Source organism: Mycobacterium sp. RTGN6 (assembly GCF_033804605.1).
Classification (GTDB): domain Bacteria; phylum Actinomycetota; class Actinomycetes; order Mycobacteriales; family Mycobacteriaceae; genus Mycobacterium.
On the sequence record NZ_JAPZKZ010000002.1, the window covers coordinates 680181 to 700211 of the forward strand.

The 20031-nt window shown below is 61.6% G+C and carries 17 protein-coding genes; 7 read left to right on the forward strand and 10 right to left on the reverse strand.

The genetic code is table 11. The features are described from left to right. Positions 1–71 precede the first annotated feature (71 nt). The 5 genes from SLQ33_RS07360 to SLQ33_RS07380 form a co-directional block, all read right to left on the reverse strand. The gene (locus tag SLQ33_RS07360) at positions 72–1109 is read right to left on the reverse strand and encodes a hypothetical protein (protein WP_319453139.1); all 1038 of its coding nucleotides are present in this window, start codon (positions 1107–1109) and stop codon (positions 72–74) included. Positions 1110–1149: 40 nt separating this feature from the next. Continuing rightward, on the reverse strand, positions 1150–3918 hold the full coding sequence (locus tag SLQ33_RS07365) for an NAD-dependent epimerase/dehydratase family protein (protein ID WP_319453140.1): 2769 nt from the start codon (positions 3916–3918) through the stop codon (positions 1150–1152). 124 nt (positions 3919–4042) lie between these two features. Next, positions 4043–5320, reverse strand: coding sequence for an ABC transporter substrate-binding protein (locus SLQ33_RS07370; RefSeq protein WP_319453141.1), 1278 nt, complete (start codon positions 5318–5320; stop codon positions 4043–4045). Positions 5321–5817: 497 nt separating this feature from the next. Further along, positions 5818–6561, reverse strand: coding sequence for an SDR family oxidoreductase (locus SLQ33_RS07375; protein WP_319453142.1), 744 nt, complete (start codon positions 6559–6561; stop codon positions 5818–5820). Continuing rightward, positions 6554–7456, reverse strand: a complete 903-nt coding sequence (locus SLQ33_RS07380; protein WP_319453143.1) for a TetR family transcriptional regulator — start codon at positions 7454–7456, stop codon at positions 6554–6556. The genes SLQ33_RS07375 and SLQ33_RS07380 overlap by 8 nt, the downstream gene beginning before the upstream one ends. A gap of 138 nt (positions 7457–7594) precedes the next feature. On the opposite strand from SLQ33_RS07380, the gene SLQ33_RS07385 reads away from it, so the two are divergent. Together SLQ33_RS07385 and SLQ33_RS07390 are read left to right on the forward strand one after the other, a co-directional pair. Beyond that, positions 7595–8794, forward strand: coding sequence for an acyl-CoA dehydrogenase family protein (locus SLQ33_RS07385; RefSeq protein WP_319453144.1), 1200 nt, complete (start codon positions 7595–7597; stop codon positions 8792–8794). Continuing rightward, positions 8791–9813 (forward strand): phosphotransferase family protein, encoded by a 1023-nt coding sequence (locus SLQ33_RS07390; protein ID WP_319453145.1) that lies wholly within the window; start codon positions 8791–8793, stop codon positions 9811–9813. Before SLQ33_RS07385 ends, SLQ33_RS07390 begins: the two co-directional genes overlap by 4 nt. A 183-nt stretch (positions 9814–9996) precedes the next feature. Here SLQ33_RS07390 and SLQ33_RS07395 read toward each other — a convergent pair whose 3' ends face one another. The 5 genes from SLQ33_RS07395 to SLQ33_RS07415 form a co-directional block, all read right to left on the reverse strand. Next, positions 9997–10464, reverse strand: a complete 468-nt coding sequence (locus SLQ33_RS07395) for a DUF4334 domain-containing protein (RefSeq protein WP_413467606.1) — start codon at positions 10462–10464, stop codon at positions 9997–9999. A 283-nt stretch (positions 10465–10747) separates the two neighbouring features. Next, on the reverse strand, positions 10748–11662 hold the full coding sequence (locus tag SLQ33_RS07400) for a LysR family transcriptional regulator (protein ID WP_319453147.1): 915 nt from the start codon (positions 11660–11662) through the stop codon (positions 10748–10750). Positions 11663–11930: 268 nt separating this feature from the next. Continuing rightward, on the reverse strand, positions 11931–13523 hold the full coding sequence (locus SLQ33_RS07405; RefSeq protein ID WP_319453148.1) for an AMP-binding protein: 1593 nt from the start codon (positions 13521–13523) through the stop codon (positions 11931–11933). A gap of 89 nt (positions 13524–13612) precedes the next feature. Next, the gene (locus tag SLQ33_RS07410) at positions 13613–15109 is read right to left on the reverse strand and encodes an aldehyde dehydrogenase (RefSeq protein ID WP_319453149.1); all 1497 of its coding nucleotides are present in this window, start codon (positions 15107–15109) and stop codon (positions 13613–13615) included. Between the two features lie 41 nt (positions 15110–15150). Next, positions 15151–16491, reverse strand: a complete 1341-nt coding sequence (locus SLQ33_RS07415; protein ID WP_319453150.1) for an oxygenase MpaB family protein — start codon at positions 16489–16491, stop codon at positions 15151–15153. A gap of 327 nt (positions 16492–16818) precedes the next feature. Between SLQ33_RS07415 and SLQ33_RS07420 the strand changes: the two genes are divergently transcribed. The 5 genes from SLQ33_RS07420 (at position 16819) to SLQ33_RS33575 (ending at position 19635) form a co-directional block, all read left to right on the forward strand. Further along, a complete protein-coding gene (locus SLQ33_RS07420) occupies positions 16819–17883 on the forward strand; it encodes an AraC family transcriptional regulator (RefSeq protein WP_319453151.1) in 1065 nt (354 codons plus the stop codon). Positions 17884–17967: 84 nt separating this feature from the next. Beyond that, positions 17968–18594, forward strand: a complete 627-nt coding sequence (locus tag SLQ33_RS07425) for a hypothetical protein (protein WP_319453152.1) — start codon at positions 17968–17970, stop codon at positions 18592–18594. Then, the gene (locus SLQ33_RS07430; RefSeq protein WP_319453153.1) at positions 18591–18773 is read left to right on the forward strand and encodes a hypothetical protein; all 183 of its coding nucleotides are present in this window, start codon (positions 18591–18593) and stop codon (positions 18771–18773) included. Before SLQ33_RS07425 ends, SLQ33_RS07430 begins: the two co-directional genes overlap by 4 nt. 17 nt (positions 18774–18790) lie before the next feature. Further along, positions 18791–19177 carry a cytochrome c oxidase subunit 3 gene (locus tag SLQ33_RS07435; RefSeq protein WP_319453154.1) on the forward strand — a complete coding sequence of 129 codons (387 nt, stop codon included), beginning with the start codon at positions 18791–18793 and terminating at the stop codon, positions 19175–19177. Beyond that, on the forward strand, positions 19177–19635 hold the full coding sequence (locus SLQ33_RS33575; RefSeq protein WP_413467593.1) for a cytochrome C oxidase subunit IV family protein: 459 nt from the start codon (positions 19177–19179) through the stop codon (positions 19633–19635). Before SLQ33_RS07435 ends, SLQ33_RS33575 begins: the two co-directional genes overlap by 1 nt. The last annotated feature ends 396 nt before the right edge of the window (positions 19636–20031 follow it).

Consider the following 20031-nt stretch of genomic DNA (forward strand, 5'->3'; position numbering starts at 1 on the left):
ACTTGCACTGTGGATGTAGCCGAGGGTGCGAGCTCGAGCCGCGCCCGCGCCAACGGCCACGCCGGATGCGATCACGCCTTCCTGCGCTCACCCTGGTAACGCGGATCGAGTCCGTTGAGGGGAAAGGTTTCGATCCAGGCAACTGACACCTCCGGTGTCCGCGTGTCGCCGACCCGACGCACTGAGCCAGCCTGCCCGTGGTAAGCGTCGCCGCGGGCCGCGGCGAGCGAGCGCATCTGGCCGCGATCCACAGCCGTGAACTCCCATTCGGTGCCTGCGACTCGATAGCGCGCCCTGGCCACATACTTGTCCTCGTCGAGCAGGACCTTGGCCGTCGAATCAGTCGATTCGACGATCGGACCGCTTTGATCGGCGATCACGCCGAATCCCCAGTGCTCCTTGCCGAGGCACAAGGCTCCGAATTCGTGTTCGCCGCCGCTGTAGAAGTTGGCGAAGGTGACCCACGCCAGCTCGACGGTGTTGAAGATAGGTCCGTTCTTATAAAACTGTCCTGTCGGCCCGTAGAAACTATCCATTGCCACAAGGCCGCGCACGGGTCGGCCATGCACATGGCCGGTTACCCGGAACGGGTGTGACACATAGAAGTTCCCCCCGCGTTCCTCGATGTTCGGTGTGTACCACTGGTATCCGAGGCCTAGAGGTACACCGCTGATATCTAGAAGGTCGCCCTCGTTCCAGCGGAAATGGTCGTCGCCAATCTCGAGTGTGAATGGCTGGCTGTACGGGGTGGCGTCGGCCTTGACGGTGAATGCAGTCTGGTCATCGTTGATCGTCCACCGCACACCCGCTCCACGGTGCGAGGCCGCAAACACCTCGGGTGCGATGACGAGGCTATCCGAATCGACGTTGGACGAAAGCTGCAGCCCACCGGACAATTCGGTATTCACCTTGCGCATCGGAGACAAGAAGTTGCCTTCGTCGTCGTTCAGACAACTCCACCAGTAGGTCGCCATTGGAGTAAGACCGAAGAACTCCGTTTCGCAGTAGGCGTCGCGTGCCACGAACTCGCACGTCGACACCAAGCTGCGGAAATCGAAATTCCCCCGGCGCTGCGACGGCCACTTCCAATTGGATGGAAGCCCACTCATGACACGGTCCTTGTGCCAACTGTAAACGGACGGGAATAGATCATTGCTGTGTTCCTCTCGTGTGCCGCTTCGACGAAGAAGCGCGGTTGCCAGGACTCATGGGTGTCGCTGTTTGCATGGAAGCGGTCGGGCCCGGGGCCTCGACGTCTGCGGACGGCTGCTCGAGTATCCTGATCTCACCGGTGGCGCCATCGACTTCGACGAGCGCTCCGTCGGCGAGACACCTGGTCGCATTGCGTGCGTCGACGACGCATGTGACGCCGAATTCGCGTGCCACGATTGCGGCGTGGGACATCTGTCCGCCCAGATTCGTCACGACTGCCGCGGCGTACTCGAACGCGGGGGTATAGCCGACATCGGTGACCTCGGCGACAAGTACTTCGCCAGGTTGGAGGTCATCGATGGAATCGGCGTCGACAATCCTTACGCGTCCTTGCACGCGTCCGCCTGACACACCGAGGCCGTGCAGCACGTCGCCTGGTCGTAAGGCGGGGCTGTCCTCGGCCGGCGTCCAGCGGCCACTGAATGAAGCGGGCAACCGTACGCCGGCGAACTTGCGTTGCTCGGCGCGACGGCGTGACACGAGTTCAGAGACGTCGGGCGGCAGCGCTTCTAGCTCATCGACAAGCAGATAGAAAACATCGTCGACGGTGTTGAGTACCCCGTTGTCGACTAGCCGTCGACCGGTCTCCCGTAGGAGCAAGCGCAGTAGCCACGTGGCCCGCACTACCTTGTCCCGGCGAATTTCTCGTTCGCGCAGCTGCCACGCCGCCAGCCGGGCCGCGGCAGGGACGCGCGCTGGGGTCGAGGAGGTTTCTAGCAGGGGAGGAGATGCGCTCGAGGGCGTCAGCCCGGTGAGCGACTTAGCCACCATGCGTGCGAATAGAGCGGGGTTGTCGGCATAGGTCTGCGAGCGCAATTCACACTCTCCAGGCCCGCGGTGACCAATATCGGCTAGCTCTTTGACAAATGCTTCGTACAGCGCTGGTGTGTGGAGCCGCAACGAATCTACGACCTGCTCCTCCCCGGCTGCGAGCGCCTGGATCGCTTCGGGGTCCTCGCCGGCGAGGGCGACCAGGCGACGGAGACCTTCGAGTGCACGCCCGCTGGCGATACCGTGTGCGGAGGCAGCATCCTGGGTGCCAGTCTTCCGTTGCGCCACTGTGGCGGTCGCGGTGCAGTACATCGCCGACCACGACGCCAGCACCCACCCGTGCACGACTAGGTCACGAGCCAACATGGTCAAGCTCTCCAGGCGAGGTGCATCCAACAAGCTCAGGTCCGCAGGGACAAGTCGCTCGAGGCGGTTCACGTCAGCGACGTAAGCCGCAGAGTCTTTCGATGAACCCATGAGCAAGCCAACGCCGGCTGCACACACTCCAATGACGTCGGCGATGTTGGCGAACAAACCCGGCCGGTCGACCGGCGGGCGTTGGGCACCGAAGATTGGTGTATCACCGAGCACCCGGCCGAAGAATTGCTCAGTCAGGCTGTCGGGGTTGGTGCCCGGCATCGCGTCGCCCATGTAGTACACGGAGGTGACGCCAGCATGCAGGCGGTGGGCAAACACACCGACTGAGCGCGTTCCCACCTCACGAGCCGCCGTGCCGCGCAAGCGCAGCCTCTCTGCGATTGAGACACCACCGGCGCGCAGGCCGCGCACAGTAGAGGAGGCGGACGCCGGTGAAAACGGTCCAGGCAACGCCTCAGAAAGGTTCGAGGCGACAAAGGTCGGATACCGGGGGTCGATGGGTGTGTCGAACTCACCATTCATTCCCTCGGGCCCGGCTGGCGCTGGTGTCACACCATCAGTTGCCGGCTCATCGACCGGCGGGATGTTGTTCACCAGGGCCGTGCGCCACGGAAGGTTGAACACCGTCTTGCCTAGAGCCATCCGCCCACGGACTGCGAGCGCGAAATCATCGAGACACTCGTGTGCGTCGAACGCCGGTCGGTATCCCCACTCGTTGACGAGTCGGTCAGTGTTCATTATCGGGAAGTTCAACAGCAAGTCGAACTCCGACGGGGACGACTCGACCAGGCCGCGTCGGAACGCCATTCCGAGGCCGGCCTTGAGTAGGCGCCTATTGACCGGCACGATGCGGCGACCGATCGCGGCAGTGATCTCCCGGAACGTCGGTTGGCCGGAAGCGGCGAGATTCACTGCTCCGGTATTCGATCCCAGGACGGCCTGCACGAAGATTCGATGAACATCGTCGGTATGAACAACCTGCACCGGCCGGTCCGCCGAACCCTCGACGTCGGGAAACACCGGCGACGCCAGCAATTTCAAGACAACGTTGTCGACGTTGCGTCCGACGACGATGCCGGGCCGAATCGCGACCCACTCATTGCCGGATTCGGCGAGCATCGCTTCGACTTGAGATTTGTGGAAGCCGTACCAGTGTGCTGGCAAGGGATTGAGGGGCGCATCTTCAGTGAGCGCCAGGGTCCCCGCGGCCTGCGGCCCGTAGGCGAGTACTGAGGACGCGAAGACAATCCTGCGACTGCCCGTCCGCTTCATCTCGGCAAGTACGTTCTCGGCGCCGCCCACATTGATTTCGCGTGTCAGCGCCTCGTCAGGGGTCGCATTCACGACCCACGCGCAGTGCGCCACGACCTCGGCCCCTTCGACTGCGCGTCGTACGCCTTCTGCATCACGGATATCGGCCTGTACGAAATCGCAGTCTGCGGGCCACCTCTCGGGCCGATGGCGCGCTAGGCCGACGATATCGTGACCCTCGGAGCGCAGCCGCGCGGCAATCCCGCGTCCGAAAACTCCACTGGCTCCGGTGACCGCGATCCTCATTGATGGATTCCCTTCTGACAGTGGGGGTGTTGCATGAGTACCGGCAACGGAACGCATTGGCCATGCTGACTCCGACACAGGCACTGCAGCTCCCGCGAAGAACCCGTGGCGCCGCACGGTGCGGTCACGGCTGCTGCCAAGGTGTCACCGGAGCAACAGATTCGAAGGTCGTCTTGCCGTCAGAGGCACGCCGGAGAATGAGAAAATCTGCTCCCTTGTATGCACGGCGGTCCGAGGGGCCCAATGTGATGATGGTTCCCGGACCGCCGGTACACGACGGGATGCGCCGCACGGTGTCCAATGCGTCCCGCAATCCCGTCGGCGTCGCCAACCGCATCCGACCGAGGCCGAGCGCGAAAGCGTGACCCAAGTCGTATCCGGTGGAAAGACCCGAGGTGGCGTAGGAGTAACCGAACCGGTCATGAAATCGTCGCAAGACGGCCGCGAAGACTTCGTTTCGTTCGTCGTACTGGTCGACTCCGACCCAGCCCTCAAGACGCCGGGCACGCTGCTCGCTGTAGGTTGCACTGACGAAAGCGGTCGTCTGCACACGCGGGGGATCCCAGCCGATCTGTTCAAGAGCAGGACGCACCCATTGGTTGACGCCGCCCAAGCCCAGGTAGACCAATGCATCGGGTTTGGAATCGCGACAGATGTTGAGCGCCTCGACCAGTTCGTCGACGCTGGTGGCGGGGTAGACCGGCGGTTCTGCGGTGACCACAAGGTCATGGGGCTGCAACTCGTTGCGGAAGAATTGCGCGTACTCCTCGCCTATTTGGGTGCGCTCACGAAGAACCGCGACTCGTCGGTGCCCGTTCGCCTGCAGCCATGCGGCAATCACGCCCGGTTCGTCTGCCAGACCGCCATTGGCGAACGCGTATGCGTACTCGCCAGCGAATCGCGTTGAGCCGCAGATTGTTGCAGTAGGGACCTGCAGCCGCTCAATCTCCGGTAGCAACGACAGGCAGTTGTCGGTGGTGTAGGGCCCAATGACGCCCAGCACTCCCGCGTCTTCGACGAGTTCACGGTAGGTCCTGATGAGTTCGTGCGCAGACGCCCATGGTTGCGCGTACACCTCTCGCACCACCAACTCGACCGGCCGTTCTAGAAGGCCGCGAGCTTGTACTTCTTCACACGCAAACCGGATGGCGTCCGGCCAGCAGTCGCTGAGACCTTCATGTTCGGGAAGGTCGATGAGCACGCCGAGGCGGTAGGGCTCGATTTGCCGGCCGTGATAAACAGTTGCCACTTGTTGGATCCGCCTTCTTTGCAGCTGCGTCGTTGTGGTTGCTCTTGGTTCGTTCGCGACGGCAGCTCGAAAGGTCGATGCCGGAGCCTTGCCGGGTTCGAGCCCAAGCGGGTGTGCTAACGCCCAGGCACGGCCTGCGGGCGCCACCTTCACGGCGCAGTCAAGAGTGCGCACATCCGGGCCCACCTGTCGTTCAGCGTTGTCGCGACTTCTCGAAATGTATGCGTCCGCACGCCGCGGTGTCAACGTCTCGGATACAAATTCTTTAGACTCTTGGATTGGAGGCGTGCTGTGCAGTTCGGCGCAGGCCCGCTTCCAGGCGTGGCTCGTTTGCGCAACCGAGTGGACACGCCGCGGTGCGGATGAGATGACCCAGAACGGGTCGCCGCCGCAATCGGGAGAGGCGACACCGTGTCGGCATCGTCGTCGATCTATCAGAAGTCATCACCACACGAAATCTGCTGTACACCAAAGTGATTGTCGCGAAGTCTCGACTCAAATCTGGACGGTGATGGGCGAGAGGAGCGATCGACGTTCGAGTCGCACGCATGGACTCCGAACAAGGTCGGTACGTGGTGGGTTTGATATCGCCAGCTGGTGACCCACCCGCCTCGGAAGGCGTCGTGTGCGAACGTAGATGGCGAATCAAGTCATGCGTGGTAGCCGGTCGTGCCAGCTCGCGTCATGATGATCGGTCCGATCACGGAGCGCTTGGACAAGCTGAGCAGGGTGTCGACGATGACGGCGATGTCGTTGGAGGGAATCATCGCCTCGGGCGAGACGGTGTCGTTGGTCCAGGCCGACATGTCGGTGTCCACGTAGGCGGGAGCGATAGCGGTGGCGGTGATACCGTTCGCCGATTCTTCGGCATTGAGTGTGTCGACGAGTGAGAGCAGTGCCGCCTTCGATGCTCCGTACGCGGCGAGTCCCGCCTCGGCGTAAATCCCCGTTATCGACGACAGCACTACTACTTTCGCGCCCTGATCGTCCCGCGCCAACGCGCCTCTCCGCAACAGCGGCAATGCCGCTTGGATCATGAGGAACGGGCTACGCAAGTTCACTGCGATGGTCTTGTCGAGCCGATTGGCCGGATAATCACCGATGGGTCCAGCTGTCCCGACGCCAGCATTGAGCACCAACGCGGTCATTGCACCGTAGGTCTGTCGGTGGATTGCAACTAGGGCTTCCGGGCTGGCCGAGTCGGCTAGGTCGCACGCGATGGCGCAAATCCGGGGTGCGCCGAGGTTGGTCAACGTCGGGATGAGTGCGTCGAGGGTCTGCTGGTTGCGGGCGGTAATCGTCAGTGCCATTCCGCGGGCAGCGAGATGTTTGGCAATCTCCAATCCAATCCCACGGCTAGCTCCGGTGATCAAAACCGACGGTGCGTCAGGCATCGGGAAATCCTTTCGGGCACTCGGATGTGTGCAGCATCGCGAGCGCGAGTAGCACGTAGGTGCGGGATATCTGTTCGGCGCTGTCTGGCCCGTCAGGCCGGAACCACTGCGGCAGCGACGTGCACATCGTGGCGATGGCCCGGCCCGTGGTCGGAACGTCTGGGAGATCGAAATACCCCTCGCTGCTTGCTCGCAGGATGGAGACGTCAAGGATGTGTTGTAGTCGTGTACGTTCGCCCGCGATGCGGCGGCGATTCTCGCCGGTAAGGCTGCGCATCTCGCTGGCTCCGATAAACGCAAGCTTGCGGTGGTGAGTGTGGAAGAGCGCCAGCGCCTCGACAATCAGAGCCACTTCCATAAGGCCGGTCTTTGCTTCGCGGCGCGCAGCATCCACACGCCAGTGCAGTTCAGCCATGGTGACATCCAAGATGCGCACCAGCAGTGCCTGCTTGTCGCGGTAATGGTGGTAAATGCCCGGGACGCTGAGGCCGGCGCGTTCGGCCAGCAGACGCATCGAGGTCCCGTGGTAGCCGATCTCGACAAATGCGTCGATTGCCGCGTCGAGTATGGGGTCTAGCGCCAATGCGGGGAAGCTGCGCCAGTCCGAAGCTGGGGCAGCGGGGCCGGTCTCGCGACCGCTAATTGAAGGCGTCCTGCGCGCGAGCAGCCAGCTGCTGCTGGTGCCTAGGACCCGTGCCAGCGCCTCTAGGCGGACTACTGAGACACCCGTCTTGCCATTCTCGATCGCGCTGACGGTGCCGACGCTGACGTGTAACCGTTCGGCCATATCGCGGACCGTCAGGCCTGCTTCCTGGCGTGCCGACCGGATCGCCGTACCGATATGACCGCGGGCGGCCGGACGCCCATCTCTGTTCAGGAAAGCTGAACCATTCATTACGAGCCCATCGGCGTTCGGTCGAGGATATGAACATACTAGCCGCATCATAATGTTGCTATTCGACCGACCTCATGCAATTGTTCAACTGAACCAGACCGAACAATCGCTCGGCACCGATTGATGTGAGGAATCGACATGCCCATCGACTTGAGTCATCCGGCGCGGGTTGTGGATCTCGCCGACCGCACGTCGGTTTTCATTCGGGAGACCGTCCTGCCGCTCGATGACCGATTCGGCGGTGATATTTGCGCTGCTGGCGGCGACGCTCTACGGACAGAGCTGCAGTCCGCAGCGCGCCAGGCTGGTCTGCTAGCTCCGCATGCAGCGGTCCAATTCGGAGGGATTGGGCTCGGAATGTGTGATCGCGCACCAGTGTTCGAGGCGGCTGGGTACTCGCTATTCGGGCCACTCGCGCTCAATATTGCCGCGCCGGACGAGGGCAATGTCCATCTACTCACACATGTCGCTACCGCTGAGCAACAGCTCCGGTACTTGCGGCCACTAGTGGTCGGTGAGGTTCGGTCCGCGTTTGCGATGACTGAGCCGGCTCCGGGTGCCGGTTCGGATCCCTCGATGCTGACGACCCGGGCGGAACGAAGCGGAAACGGGTGGCGCATCGACGGCCGCAAGCACTTCATCACCGGCGCCGACGGTGCGGACTTCTTCATCGTGATGGCCCGCACATCGGGTCAGCCTGGCGACCGTGGTGGTGCCACGATGTTCCTGGTGGACGCCGATACTGCAGGGCTACGAATTGGCCGCCACATCACCACGATGGATCGGTCGATGCTCGGCGGTCACTGCGAGGTCGAGTTCGACACCGTACGCGTATCAAACGCCAGTGTGCTCGGCGAAGTTGATCACGGGTTGCGGTATGCACAAGTACGTCTCGGACCGGCCAGAATGACTCACGTCATGCGTTGGCTCGGCGCCGCCCGGCGCGCGCACGATGTCGCTGCGGCCCATGTCGGGCGCCGTGATGGCTTTGGCGGACGACTCGCGGAGCTTGGGATGATCCAGAAAATGGTGGCCGACAACGAGATCGACCTTGCCGCTACGCGAGCGCTGCTACTACGAGCTTGCTGGGAACTGGATTGCGGGCACTCCGCGTCGACGTCGACATCGATCGCTAAAACGTTCGGCGCTGAAGCGATCAACCGAGTTGTCGACCGCAGCATGCAGATGTGTGGCGCACTGGGAGTGTCCGAGGATCTGCCGGTGACGCGGATATCACGCGAAGTCCGGCCATTTCGCATCTACGACGGCCCGTCGGAGGTGCACCGTTGGGCGCTTGCGAAGCGGGCCATCCGTAGTGCCACTTTGAGTGTGTCGTGACGACACCCGTTCTCGACACCCGCCGATTGCGCCGCTTACTCATCGGTAGTGGGGTCGAAGTGCAGGGCGAACTCGTCGCGACGGCGTTGTCTGGCGGGCGATCCAACTTGACGTTCAAGGTCAGCGACGAGCGGTCCGCTTGGGTGGCACGCCGGCCTCCGTTATCGGGGTTGACCTCGTCGGCGCACGATATGGTGCGCGAATACACCGTGATCTCGGCGCTCGGGTCGACGGGTGTGCCCGTAGCTGCCGCTGTGGCGTGTGACTCTGACGGCAGTATCACAGGATCCACATTGTGTGTGGTCGAATACATTCCGGGTCTGGCGGTCCGTGACCAGGATGATCTCGCCGGCTTGACCGACGATCAAGTACGCGCGACGGTGAAAAGGCTCGTTGGCACCTTGGCCATCCTGCATGATGTCGATTACCGCGCTGTCGGGCTCCAATCATTTGGTCGCCCTGAAGGATTCGCGGCTCGCCAAGTCCAGTTATGGGCCCGGCAGTGGCAGCAGGTCAAGACCCGCGACCTGGCAGATGTTGACCGGTTGGCGGTCGTCCTGAGCGAAAATGCACCTACTGTGGGTGCGGCCGCGATTGTGCATGGCGACTTCCGTATCGACAACACGCTGCTGGATCCGGCATCTCCTGACATTGTGCGGGCTGTTGTCGATTGGGAGATGTCGACGGTGGGGGATCCCCTCACTGACATCGCGCTGTCCTGCGTATACCGTTCGGCGGCGTTCAATGACCTATTGGGTGCCCGCGCCGCGTGGACATCCGACAGATTGCCCGCTGCAGACGAGATCGCCCAGCTGTATGCAACAGAGTCGGGCCGGGATCTGACGAATTGGAATTTCTATCTCGCTTTGGCCAACTTCAAGGTTGCGGTTATCGCGGAGGGCATCACCTACCGGGCACGCGCCGGATTCGACGCGGGGTCGGGCGCTGACCGCGCAGCACTGGCGGCGCCCGTTTTTGCGGCGGCAGGGCTGCGCGCACTGCAGGTCAAGGTGACGTGACTGGTCTGCCCGTGTCGGAGAAGAACAGGGTATCGATCCAATTAGTCACCGCGCGAGGACCGTTCGGCACTGTCGTCGAACCCGCGCTCCCGAGACGAGTTCAGCGCAAGGGGACACACCGCCAGCTACATCCGTTGGGAGCCAACTTCTCGAGGGGTGATTCTGACCAGCAGGCGTTGGTAGTTACTCGCGGTGGAGGATGAAGAAGTACGGCAACGGCGCGGCACGGTTGTCCATGACACCTAGCAACGTGTCATCAGCGACTCTGCGAAATATGTCGATGATCGGAAGGTCGTCGTAAATCATTGCGGCGCTAGTCTTACCTCGGTACTCGAGATTACGAAGCCGGGCTCGTGGCTTGCGCGTGGCCAGCGCTGGCAACAGGTAGCGGCCAAACTTCACTGCCTTGGCTGGCACTCGATCGGAGGCCTGCATCGGAGCCTTTCGCGGGTCCACTGCAAAGATTTTGCCAAGCGGTCCTTTGAACAACAACGGGTGAACAAATTCCGGGCCGTCGAATTGCTTGCCATACCAACCCCCGGCAGTAAGCAGATTGTCGAGCGGATGTCCGGTAAGCAGTTCTTCGCCCCGCCAGCGGCCGGTCGTTATTCCGTCCACCGAGACGGTCGGCAGACGATCGAAGAGATTCATAGCCTCCGGCGCGGTGCATCCCTCGATGAGTGCACGTAGCTGTGCCTCAGTGTCTTGCGATGCCGTCACGTCAACGCGCTCCTTATCGCCTAGTTGTGGACATATGTCCGGTGCCCGCAGTTTATTCCCTGTCACCCAGCCACCACCAGGACCAATGAGAATGTGTCGACCTGACCACTGTGGTCATGTTCGACTTGAACGAGTGACGATGCGTACGTGGAGATTTCATACGCGGTGGTTCGGTCGTCCCGTGGCAGCGGACTCTCGGTGGATAGCGCTGCGATCAATTTGGGTCTGGGTCGGCGACAAGTCCGTTTACGACGCAGACAAGGTCGGCGACAGTCGTGTTGGTTTGTGTCTGAGTTTCCCGCCAGACAGCAACGGTGCTGATGGTGGCGTCCAAGTCCTCGATGGCCAGTACCGTCACCGGCTCGCCGTGGAAGAACCGGCTTGTCCGTCCAGCGTCGAGGGTGACGATAGTGAAAGCTTGCCCCGCCGCGACGAGATGGGCGAGCCCGGCGAAGTTGTCGCCCGTTAGCGTGATGCGTTTGTAAACGCCGCGAGTGTTGAGCAGGTCATCGACGCGACGGTAGATCTCCGGCGCGGCCTCGGGGTTGATCGACGCGTACGGCATCGTCGCCAGTTCGCACAGGCGAATCGATGTCCGGCCACCCAGCGCGGTCCGCCTCCCAACCACTACACCGCCAGGGTGGGCCTCGAGTTCGGTGCTACACAAACCCCGTTCGGTCACCGCGCCATGTACCAGCGCCAGATCCAGTCTGCCAGCGCGCAGCTCGCGCAGCAGCGGTTCGGTGCTCGCCGGCACCAGTCGCGGCGAGATGTGGGGCTGCTTGGCGGCAAGCGCATTCAGAAGCCCATCGCGCAGGCTGGCCGACACATCGGGCGCGATCCCGATTACCGCGACGCGCGTCGGGGTACCGAGGGCTTCGGCAACGAGGCGCGGCACCGCGTCGAACCGATCGAGTATGTCGATCGCCGCCGGCAGGAGTACTTCGCCGGCAGCAGTAAGAATGACTCGGTGATGGGCCCGCGCGAACAGCGCATTCCCGAGTTCACGTTCGAGATACTTAATCCGCTGGCTCAACGGCGAGGCGGCCATGTGAAGTCGCGCGGCCGCCCTGGCGAAGTTACCTTCCTCAGCGACGGCCACGAAGTACCGCAGGTGCCGGATCTCCACCTCCACACCGTAACTCGCGGGACCGTGCAGATGGCCACAACGGTCGGGTTGGCCCTTCGTCAAGTGGTTGGTCCGCGCTCGAGCAGGTTGTAACGCATACGAGGCCGTCCCAACGAAAACTGTCGTGTGGGAATCTGTTTCGTCAGTGGACGTCACATTAATCCCTTTGTTGGCCAGTGCTTCTCACCTGACCCACACAACTGGATTTCGTCGGTAACGCACTGTCCTCGCCAGGGCCGGAGTGCCTCCACACGAACCAGGTCTTAGCTTAGACCTCGGCGCCACCGAGGCCTGAAACATCGGCATGCACATGGCTCTCGACGGCCTTGGATCGCAACAGATTCTTCTGGACTTTCCCGGTTGAGGTCTTCGGCAGCACACCGAAGATGATTTCTTTCGGTGCCTTGAACCGTGCGAGGCGCTGACGGACAAAGTCGATGAGTTCCAGCGCACCGACCTCTGCCATCGGGCGAAGTGTAACGAAAGCTATTGGGATTTCGCCCCATACTTCGTCGGGCCGACCAACGACCGCCGACTCCAATACTCCAGGATGCGTATCGAGGATGTGCTCGATCTCCACGGAGGCGATGTTCTCCCCACCGGAGATAATGATGTCCTTCGCGCGGTCCCGGACCTCAATGTACCCGTCCGGGTGCCGGACACCGAGATCACCGGAGTCTAGCCATCCGTCGGCGGAGACCTTCTGTGTGGCGGCGTCATCACGGTAATAGCCGAGCATCACATCGTTGCCACGGCACGTGATTCGGCCCAGGGTCTGCCCGTCGTCAGGTACATCGGCACCGGTGTCGTCGACGATGCGTAACCTCTCCGCGATCACGTTGCCCACACCCTGGCGCGCCTTGAGCTCGGCCTGCTCGTTGTCGGGGAGTTGGTCCCAGTCTGGTTGCCATTGGTTGATCGCCACCGGACCGAAGGTCTCGGTGAGCCCGTAGAGGTGAGTCACATCCATACGCAGGGCCGCCATCCTGGCCAGCAGAGTGGGTGAGGGTGGGGCGCCGCCCGTACCGACACTTATGGGATGTGTGGGCAGGGCGCCGGATGCTTCCGGTGCGTTGGCGATCATCGTCAATACTGTTGGGGCAGCACTGAAATGGGTGATGCCCTCGGTACGTATGAGTCGCCAGACTTCTGCTGGGTCCACTGACGGCACACACACGTGTGTCGCGCCAGCAGCAGTAACCGCCCAAGTGAAACACCAGCCATTGCAGTGGAATTGTGGAAGTGTCCACAAATATCGACTCCCAGTGGTCAACTGGGAGTGATAGGCCATCGCCAAGGATTGCAGGTACGCGCCGCGGTGGTGATACATGACCCCTTTGGGGCGTCCTGTTGTTCCGCTCGTGTAGGAAATGGCGAGTAAACCGCGTTCATCTTCGCACTCTCGATGATACGGCTGCGCGGCGGCAAGTAGTAGCTCGTATTCGCCGTCCTGGCCGGTGTCGAGCACCAGTTGCACGCCGGTGTGTTCGGCAACCTGTCGGGCGCGATCGGCAAGGCCACTGGTTGCGATCAGCACTGTGGCGCCGCTGTGGGTCACTACGTAGGCGAGTTCCTCCACTGAAAGCCGGGTGTTCATCGGCACCAATACGGCCCCTGCATACGGCACACCGTTGTGTAGTTCCAACATCACGTGGCTGTTGACACACAGGCTTGCAACCCGATCACCTGGACCTACACCGAGACCTCGTAGTGCGTCTGCCAGTCGGAGGGATCGATCAGAAAACTCTGCGTAGGAAAAGCTCTCGCCGCTGTCGACGATTGCGGTTCGGGTCGAAAAGACCACCGCCGCGCGGTCGAGGAAGGCGGTTGGGGCCAGCGGGGAGAAGGTGAAGTCAGCCATCGAGGGGCGCTACCTGGCCATTGGGCGCGGGCGTGTCGAGGTGTCCTTGGCCCAGGGCCGGACCGGCGCGCAGGAGTACTCGGCGCCAGTCAGCACGTCGGCTTGCCTTTGCTGACTAGCTGGTTGGCGCTGACATACATCGACTTGTATTCGAGGTAGTTGTTAAGGCCCTCAGGGCCGAATTCCCGCCCGATGCCGCTGTCCTTCATACCTCCGAAAGGGGACCCCAGGTCGAAGTCGTAGTAATTGACTCCGATTGTGCCGGTGCGGATCCGGCGCGCCACGTCAATTCCACGTTCTTCATCAGCGGTCCAGACGGAGCCGCCGAGCCCGTAGTTGCTGTCGTTAGCGATGGCCACAGCATCTTCGTCACCCTCGTATGGGATCACGGCCATCACGGGTCCAAAGATCTCTTCGCGCGCGATGACATCGGAGTTCTTCACGTCGGCGAAGACGGTCGGATCGACAAACCAGCCGCGATCCTGGCCGACGGTACGCCCTCCGCCTGCGACCAGTCGCGCGTCACTCGACTTTCCTCGGTCGATGAAGCCCAGGACCCTATCGAGATGTTGTTCGCTAACCATCGGGCCGACCGAGACCGCGGGATCAAGGGGGTTTCCGACGGTCAACGCCGAGGCGAAGGCCGCGACCGCGTCGACCACCTCGCTGTACCGGCTCTTGGGCGCAAGAATTCTTGCTTGGGCCGTGCACGTCTGGCCATTGTTCATCAACGTCGCGGTGTTCAGGCCCTCGAGGAAAGTCGCGAGGTCGGCATCATCAAGGATGATGGCGGCAGATTTTCCGCCGAGTTCCAGAGTGACGCGACGAATAAGTTGGCCGCACTCAGATGCGATTCGGCGACCGGCTGCCGTCGAGCCCGTGAAGCCGATCTTGTCGACGTCAGGGTGGGTGACTAGTCGCGATCCCGCCTCGCGATCGGCGAGGACAACGTTGAGAACTCCGGCCGGGAGGCCAGCTTCGAGCGCGGCGTCGGCAAAAACATAAGAGTCCAGCGCAGTTTCCGGTGATGGTTTGAGTACGACGGTGCACCCGGCGGCCAGCGCAGGTGCGATCTTCATCATCGCCAAGGACAGGGGATAGTTCCACGGAGTGATCGCGCCGACAACGCCGACTGGCTCGCGCCGAACGATTGTTGCGCCGGATGGACTGGCTCGGACTTCTTCTAACGGGAATCGTTCGATCATGTCCGCGTACATCTCGAGCAGCACGGAGGGCGCCTGACCGTTGAAGAGCTGAGACAGTCCGATGGGCATCCCATTCTCCCGGGTTACGAGAACGCTGGTTTCTTCGGCCCTGCTTCGCAGGGCAGCGGCGAAACGTCGTAACCCGGCCGCGCGTTCGAGGACCGAGGTCTTGCCCCAAGGCCCCGAGTCCAACGCCGCTCTGGCCGCAGCCACCGCGGCATCAATGTCGGTAGCAGAGCCCAGCGCTGCGCGGCCGATCGGCTCGCCGGTCGCGGCTTCCAGGGACTCCCTGATCTCGTTGCCCGCCGGGTCAACCCACTGTCCGTTCACGAAGAACTGGAGTCGATCTGCCGTCTCTGGGCGCGATGCGATAGTAGTCATTCATCCCTTGCGAATCGAGTTGGCAGATTGGTGTGCATTGATCATTGGCGTGTGAAGGAACTGCCCGAAATGCTGTCGTCGTGATGGGTGAACGGTGAGGCGTCGATGCCGTGCTTTGCACCCCAGCTGGTCACCGCCCGGCCGGACTTGATGGCGTTGGGGTCACCGATCCAGGCCTTGCGGCGACGCATCTCGCGGACCGGTGGCAGATGATCACCGACGCGGGCGATACCTGCACTGCCGCGAGCGATCAACTGGAATATCGGGACCCAACGACGGATCCGCACTCCCTCGAGGGTCGTTCCTGTAACAAGCTTCTGCATCTCATCCGCGCCGAGTAGGGTCGCGCCCCCGGCTAGGAATAGCCGGATCACGAGGGCACCGGTTTTTCCGCTTATGTCCTTGATCGCAAACAGCAGGGCTTCCGCGAGTTCTGCGCTCCACTTCGACGGTTCACCGGCGTTGGCGAGAACATGATTCGCTAGTTGGATGGACTCCAGGCCCGATTTCGGGATGATGCGCTCGTTCACCCCGAACAGATAGAGAACGTATCCCCAGTGGATGGAAACGTCATCGAGTTCGTGCATCGCGAATGGCCGGCCAAAGAACCGATCAGCGAGTATCGGCATGGTTGCGAACCAGGCTGATCCGGCCGCCATCTTCGTGTTGGAAATCGGCATGCCATGCTCGGCGAAGTTGTCAGCACCCCACTTCTTGCGTAGTCCCGCTCTGACCAGTGAGTGCATCAGGCGGACGCGGATGATGGTGTGGAAGATCGCAGATTCGCGTCGCAGAGCGCCGCGGTAGGTGATCTCTTCCATGAACTTTGACGATTCCACCTGACGCCGGGCGGGACTGCGAACGAGCCGTCCCGTAGACCCCGTAGCTGCTGACACGTCCTGTTCCCTCGCGGTGGCAAAGGCACCGAACGCGCCCGCCGCCATCTTCCCCGTGGAGGTAGCGGCGGCTAGACGGAGCCGACCTCGTGCGTCGGCGTCCGGGTCATACCAATCGGGCTCCCGATCCAGTTGCTCGAACAAGGCCACCAGCTCCGCCGGCGGGTCGACCAGGCTATCGATTCCGTTCTCGAGCGCTCGCTCGAACATTGCTCGGCCAGTCGGGGGCCCCACGCGCTTGAACATCCGGACGACGTCATCCATCAGTTCGTCGCCCTCCCACATGTGATCATCGAGCAACCGCGTCTGGGGCGTGTCGTCCCAACCATCGATCACATCGACCCATGGGCCGTAGAGGTTGCGACGCAGCTCTGGCCACGTTGAAACTGCACGTGTAGGGGCGGACCGGAGCGGCATTCCCTCCCGGTACTGATAGTCAAACGGGTGGGCTGCCTCGGTCGAAGCTGACGTTTCTGAGACACTCACGTTTGACTCCTAGATCACATTCGTGGGCCCCCTGACACGGCACTCCGCCGGGACTTCGTACAGTACGACGACTTCGGAGGACGTTTCTAGAGCACGAGTGGCCAAAGTGACGGCAGATCAGGCCATGATCGCCAGTGTCCGACTCAGCAAATTCTTGTCGCGCCGGATCCGCTCGTCGGAGCGGGCGTCCCGCGTGTACCACTACCGCGGGCGAGGTCACCTGCACATGGGGCGGGAATTCGGCACTCGACTGCACGACCCACGACCTGCTTTCCGGTACCGTCGATCGAACGCACCACAAGGTGCGTGGAGGTAGAGCGCTTACGAGTGAGTACGAGAAACCAATTGGGGTCGGCCTCCGACGATCCTGACCTACCCGAGACCTTCGCTGAATCGTTAGATCACTGGGACCATCCACGAAGCATCGCTGGAGTTGTCTTACTCGTCGATCACGCCGTCAGCGCGGGAACGACAGCTGAAGAGTGCCTCGTAGGGACCGGTTTGCCCGTCGAAGCCCTGCAAGACTGGAGCGGGATTGTTGAAGCCCAGCAAGAAATTGCAGTTATACGCAATGTCGTACAACAACTCGGTGACAAACCCGGCCTCGGAGTTGAGGTCGGTGCGCGCTACCACCTGACAACGTACGGAATTTTTGGCTACGCCCTTTTGAGCTGTGACACGATGGCCGACGCGGTCGAGACTGGACTGAACTACATCTCACTTTCGTTTGCGTTCACAAAGATGGTGGTCAAAATCGCGCCGAGCGGCAAGGTGATCGGCCGCTTTTCTGCCTCACAGATCCCGCAGGATGTGCGAAGGTTTTGTACGGAACGGGATATGGCTGCCTCGGTCACCATGCACCGCGAAATGCTGGCAGACCCCGCACTTCACAGTCTTCGCGAAGTCCGCTTCGCCTTCCCCGCAGTCGATGACCTAGAGTTCAGACGCCATTTCCACGTGACCCCGCAGTTCATGAGCGCGCACTCTGAGCTAGTTTTCGACCCCGATAGCCTTCGTCTCCCTCTCCCGCAACGAAATGCGCACACGGCACTTGAGTGCATCAGGCTCTGCGAACAGATGAAGGTCCGCCGGCTTAGTGGCTCGGGGGTCGCTTCAGCCCTGCGTGCCCGACTTCGCGAAAGGGACGGGATCGATCAAGGGCTTGAATCCGCGGCGAAGGCACTTTTTTTGACACCGAGAACGTTTCGTCGCAGGTTGGCTAGCGAAGGCACCAGCTATCGAGCAGTCATAAACGAAGTACGTCGCACTATGGCTCTCGATATGGTTCGTGTGCAACGGCTTTCGCCGAGCGTCGTTGCCGAGCGTTTGGGATATCGAGATATGTCAAGCTTCTTGCGAGCGTTACGGAGATGGGAAAGCGAAGGACCTTGATCTGATAGCGGGTATTTGCGGTAGCCCCACACGTCCCGCGGCTGCTTTCGTGCGGCCTTTTCGAGAGAGTGCCCGGAGTACGTAGTGGTCGTAGACATCCAGCACGTGCACGGTGTACGACGCCGCCAGATCGGTATTGCCCCGAATGATCAGCAGGTTGTCGTCAATGGCGTAGGACGCTTTGTACCCCAGAGTGTGGCTGCCGGTGATGACCGCGCAGTCGTCGGGATCGATGGGATCGAGGCCAAGTGGGGCGTCACGTCTGTAACCCAGATCTTTGCCGGAGTGCTATTCCTGCCGGGCATCATATTTCCACTGATGGTGTTGGCAATTGCGGCGTTCAGGCCAGGGCAACGCCCGGTGGAGATCACTCAGGCGCTCAATGACGTTTTCTGCTTGATGTTCGTCGGCCTTGTTGGTCCCGTGATTGTCCAGGCGGTCGTGCTGGCTATCGCCACATTCGTCGACCGCACAGAACCGGCCACCTTTCCGCGCTGGTTCGGCTACCTCAATATCTGGTACATCCTGGCCACACCGGGGGGAGCGGTGTTGATTTTCAACGACGGGCCGCTCGCGGGGAACGGAGTGTTCGCGTTCTGGATTCCGCTCACGGCCTTCTTTGTGTGGCTCAGCGACTTCACAGTGGTGCTGAATCGGTCGATCGGATCTGAACAGAGCGCCGAGACGCAGCGGACCACGGCAGGAACGTGATCGCGGTCAGCGCGGCGCCGCTCGTCGCCGTGCGTAAAGCGCCTGGCGAACAAGCAACCCGGATCTTCCTCTTCGGCAACATGATGGTCTTCGGCGCCTTCTTCGCCACGTTCATGGTCGAACGCGCCAAGGCGCCGGACATTTTCGATGTTGCGCGCAAACGCTGCACGTCGGAGTAGGCCTGGCCAAGACGGGGGTGCTGTTGTTCAGCTCCCTCTGTGTTGTAGCGGGGATCGGCGCTATCCGAGTGCGCGCCAAAACCATAGCCAAGCAGGCACTTTCAGCCGCTCTGGCGTGCGGATTGATGTTCGTCGGGCTGAAGGTGTTCGAGTACTTGTCGCTGATCGGCGATGGCCACGGGGCCCGCACCAATCACTTCTGCATTTACTGCTTCATTCTGACGGGGTTGCACCTATTCCATGTGGTCATCGGGATTGCAGTCTTGGCGCTGCTGATGACACAGTCCGGCCGCAGCGAGATCGGGCCTACCCGGATGGCTGTCATCGAAGGTGGCGGCTGCTTCTGGCACCTAGTCGACATGCTGTGGGTCGTCCTGTTCCCACTATTGTATCTGGTGAGCTGATGACGTATCCCTCTGTGTACCAGCTGATTCGCAATCGGGCGGAGGTGACCTGGCTGATCCTGATCGCTGCGCCGCCGACGTCCTTCGCCATCGGTGTAGAGCACGGCACCGGCGCAGCCGTCGTGATCGTCGTACTCGGCATCGCGGCCATCAAGGTGCGACTCATCGGCTTGGACTTCATGGAAGTAAGACAGGCTCCCATACCGCTGCGCGTGATGTTTGAGACCTATTGCGTTGTGCTGCGGGCTGTGCTGTCCGGCCTCTATCTGTTGCTGCAGTTCGCCTGTTGTGAAACGGTTTCGGTCACCGGAAGATTGCGGCCGCCGCCGGAGACGAATCACCTTGGGCGGCCCGCGAGGAGGGCTATCGCCGGTGGGAATCTCAAAGATCCTTCGTTATCGTTGCGCCAGAACGTACCAAGTGATGAGTGTCCACATCACCACAGTCGCAGATCGTGATTGGACGGGTTCCGAGGTACTGTGCGATCCCCGACCGTGTCGCCGGGGCTGAGCATTTGGAGTCGGTCGGCCATGCCGCGATTCCGATGACTCCGGACACTCAGTGATCTTAGTAGATATTATCTGATGTATCTATCTCTTTATTTTCTGATCTGCGGATGAGCAGTTGGAAGCGGCGTGCACCCAGTCCGCACTGCGTGCCGCGAGTGAGGGACGAGGGGTGCTCCGGCGCCAGTGAGCAGAGGCACGAGTCTGTCGCGTCGATCGCAGGTGACCCCCACGGCACCGTCGTGGTACGTTGCTGCACTCAATCACACGCCTGAGCATTCGAGTATCGAAGTCGACCGTTGCCGTATACACGTACGTGCATGGGGACGGCGTGACCAACCACCACTG

Coding starts and splice junctions, on each gene's coding strand:
- SLQ33_RS07385 (WP_319453144.1), top strand. CDS start 7,595: ATGCCCATCGACTTGAGTCATCCGGCGCGGGTTGTGGATCTCGCCGAC.
- SLQ33_RS07360 (WP_319453139.1), bottom strand. CDS start 1,109: ATGAGTGGGCTTCCATCCAATTGGAAGTGGCCGTCGCAGCGCCGGGGG.
- SLQ33_RS07405 (WP_319453148.1), bottom strand. CDS start 13,523: ATGGCTGACTTCACCTTCTCCCCGCTGGCCCCAACCGCCTTCCTCGAC.
- SLQ33_RS07365 (WP_319453140.1), bottom strand. CDS start 3,918: ATGAGGATCGCGGTCACCGGAGCCAGTGGAGTTTTCGGACGCGGGATT.
- SLQ33_RS33575 (WP_413467593.1), top strand. CDS start 19,177: ATGACGTATCCCTCTGTGTACCAGCTGATTCGCAATCGGGCGGAGGTG.
- SLQ33_RS07410 (WP_319453149.1), bottom strand. CDS start 15,109: ATGACTACTATCGCATCGCGCCCAGAGACGGCAGATCGACTCCAGTTC.
- SLQ33_RS07395 (WP_413467606.1), bottom strand. CDS start 10,464: ATGAATCTCTTCGATCGTCTGCCGACCGTCTCGGTGGACGGAATAACG.
- SLQ33_RS07380 (WP_319453143.1), bottom strand. CDS start 7,456: ATGAATGGTTCAGCTTTCCTGAACAGAGATGGGCGTCCGGCCGCCCGC.
- SLQ33_RS07375 (WP_319453142.1), bottom strand. CDS start 6,561: ATGCCTGACGCACCGTCGGTTTTGATCACCGGAGCTAGCCGTGGGATT.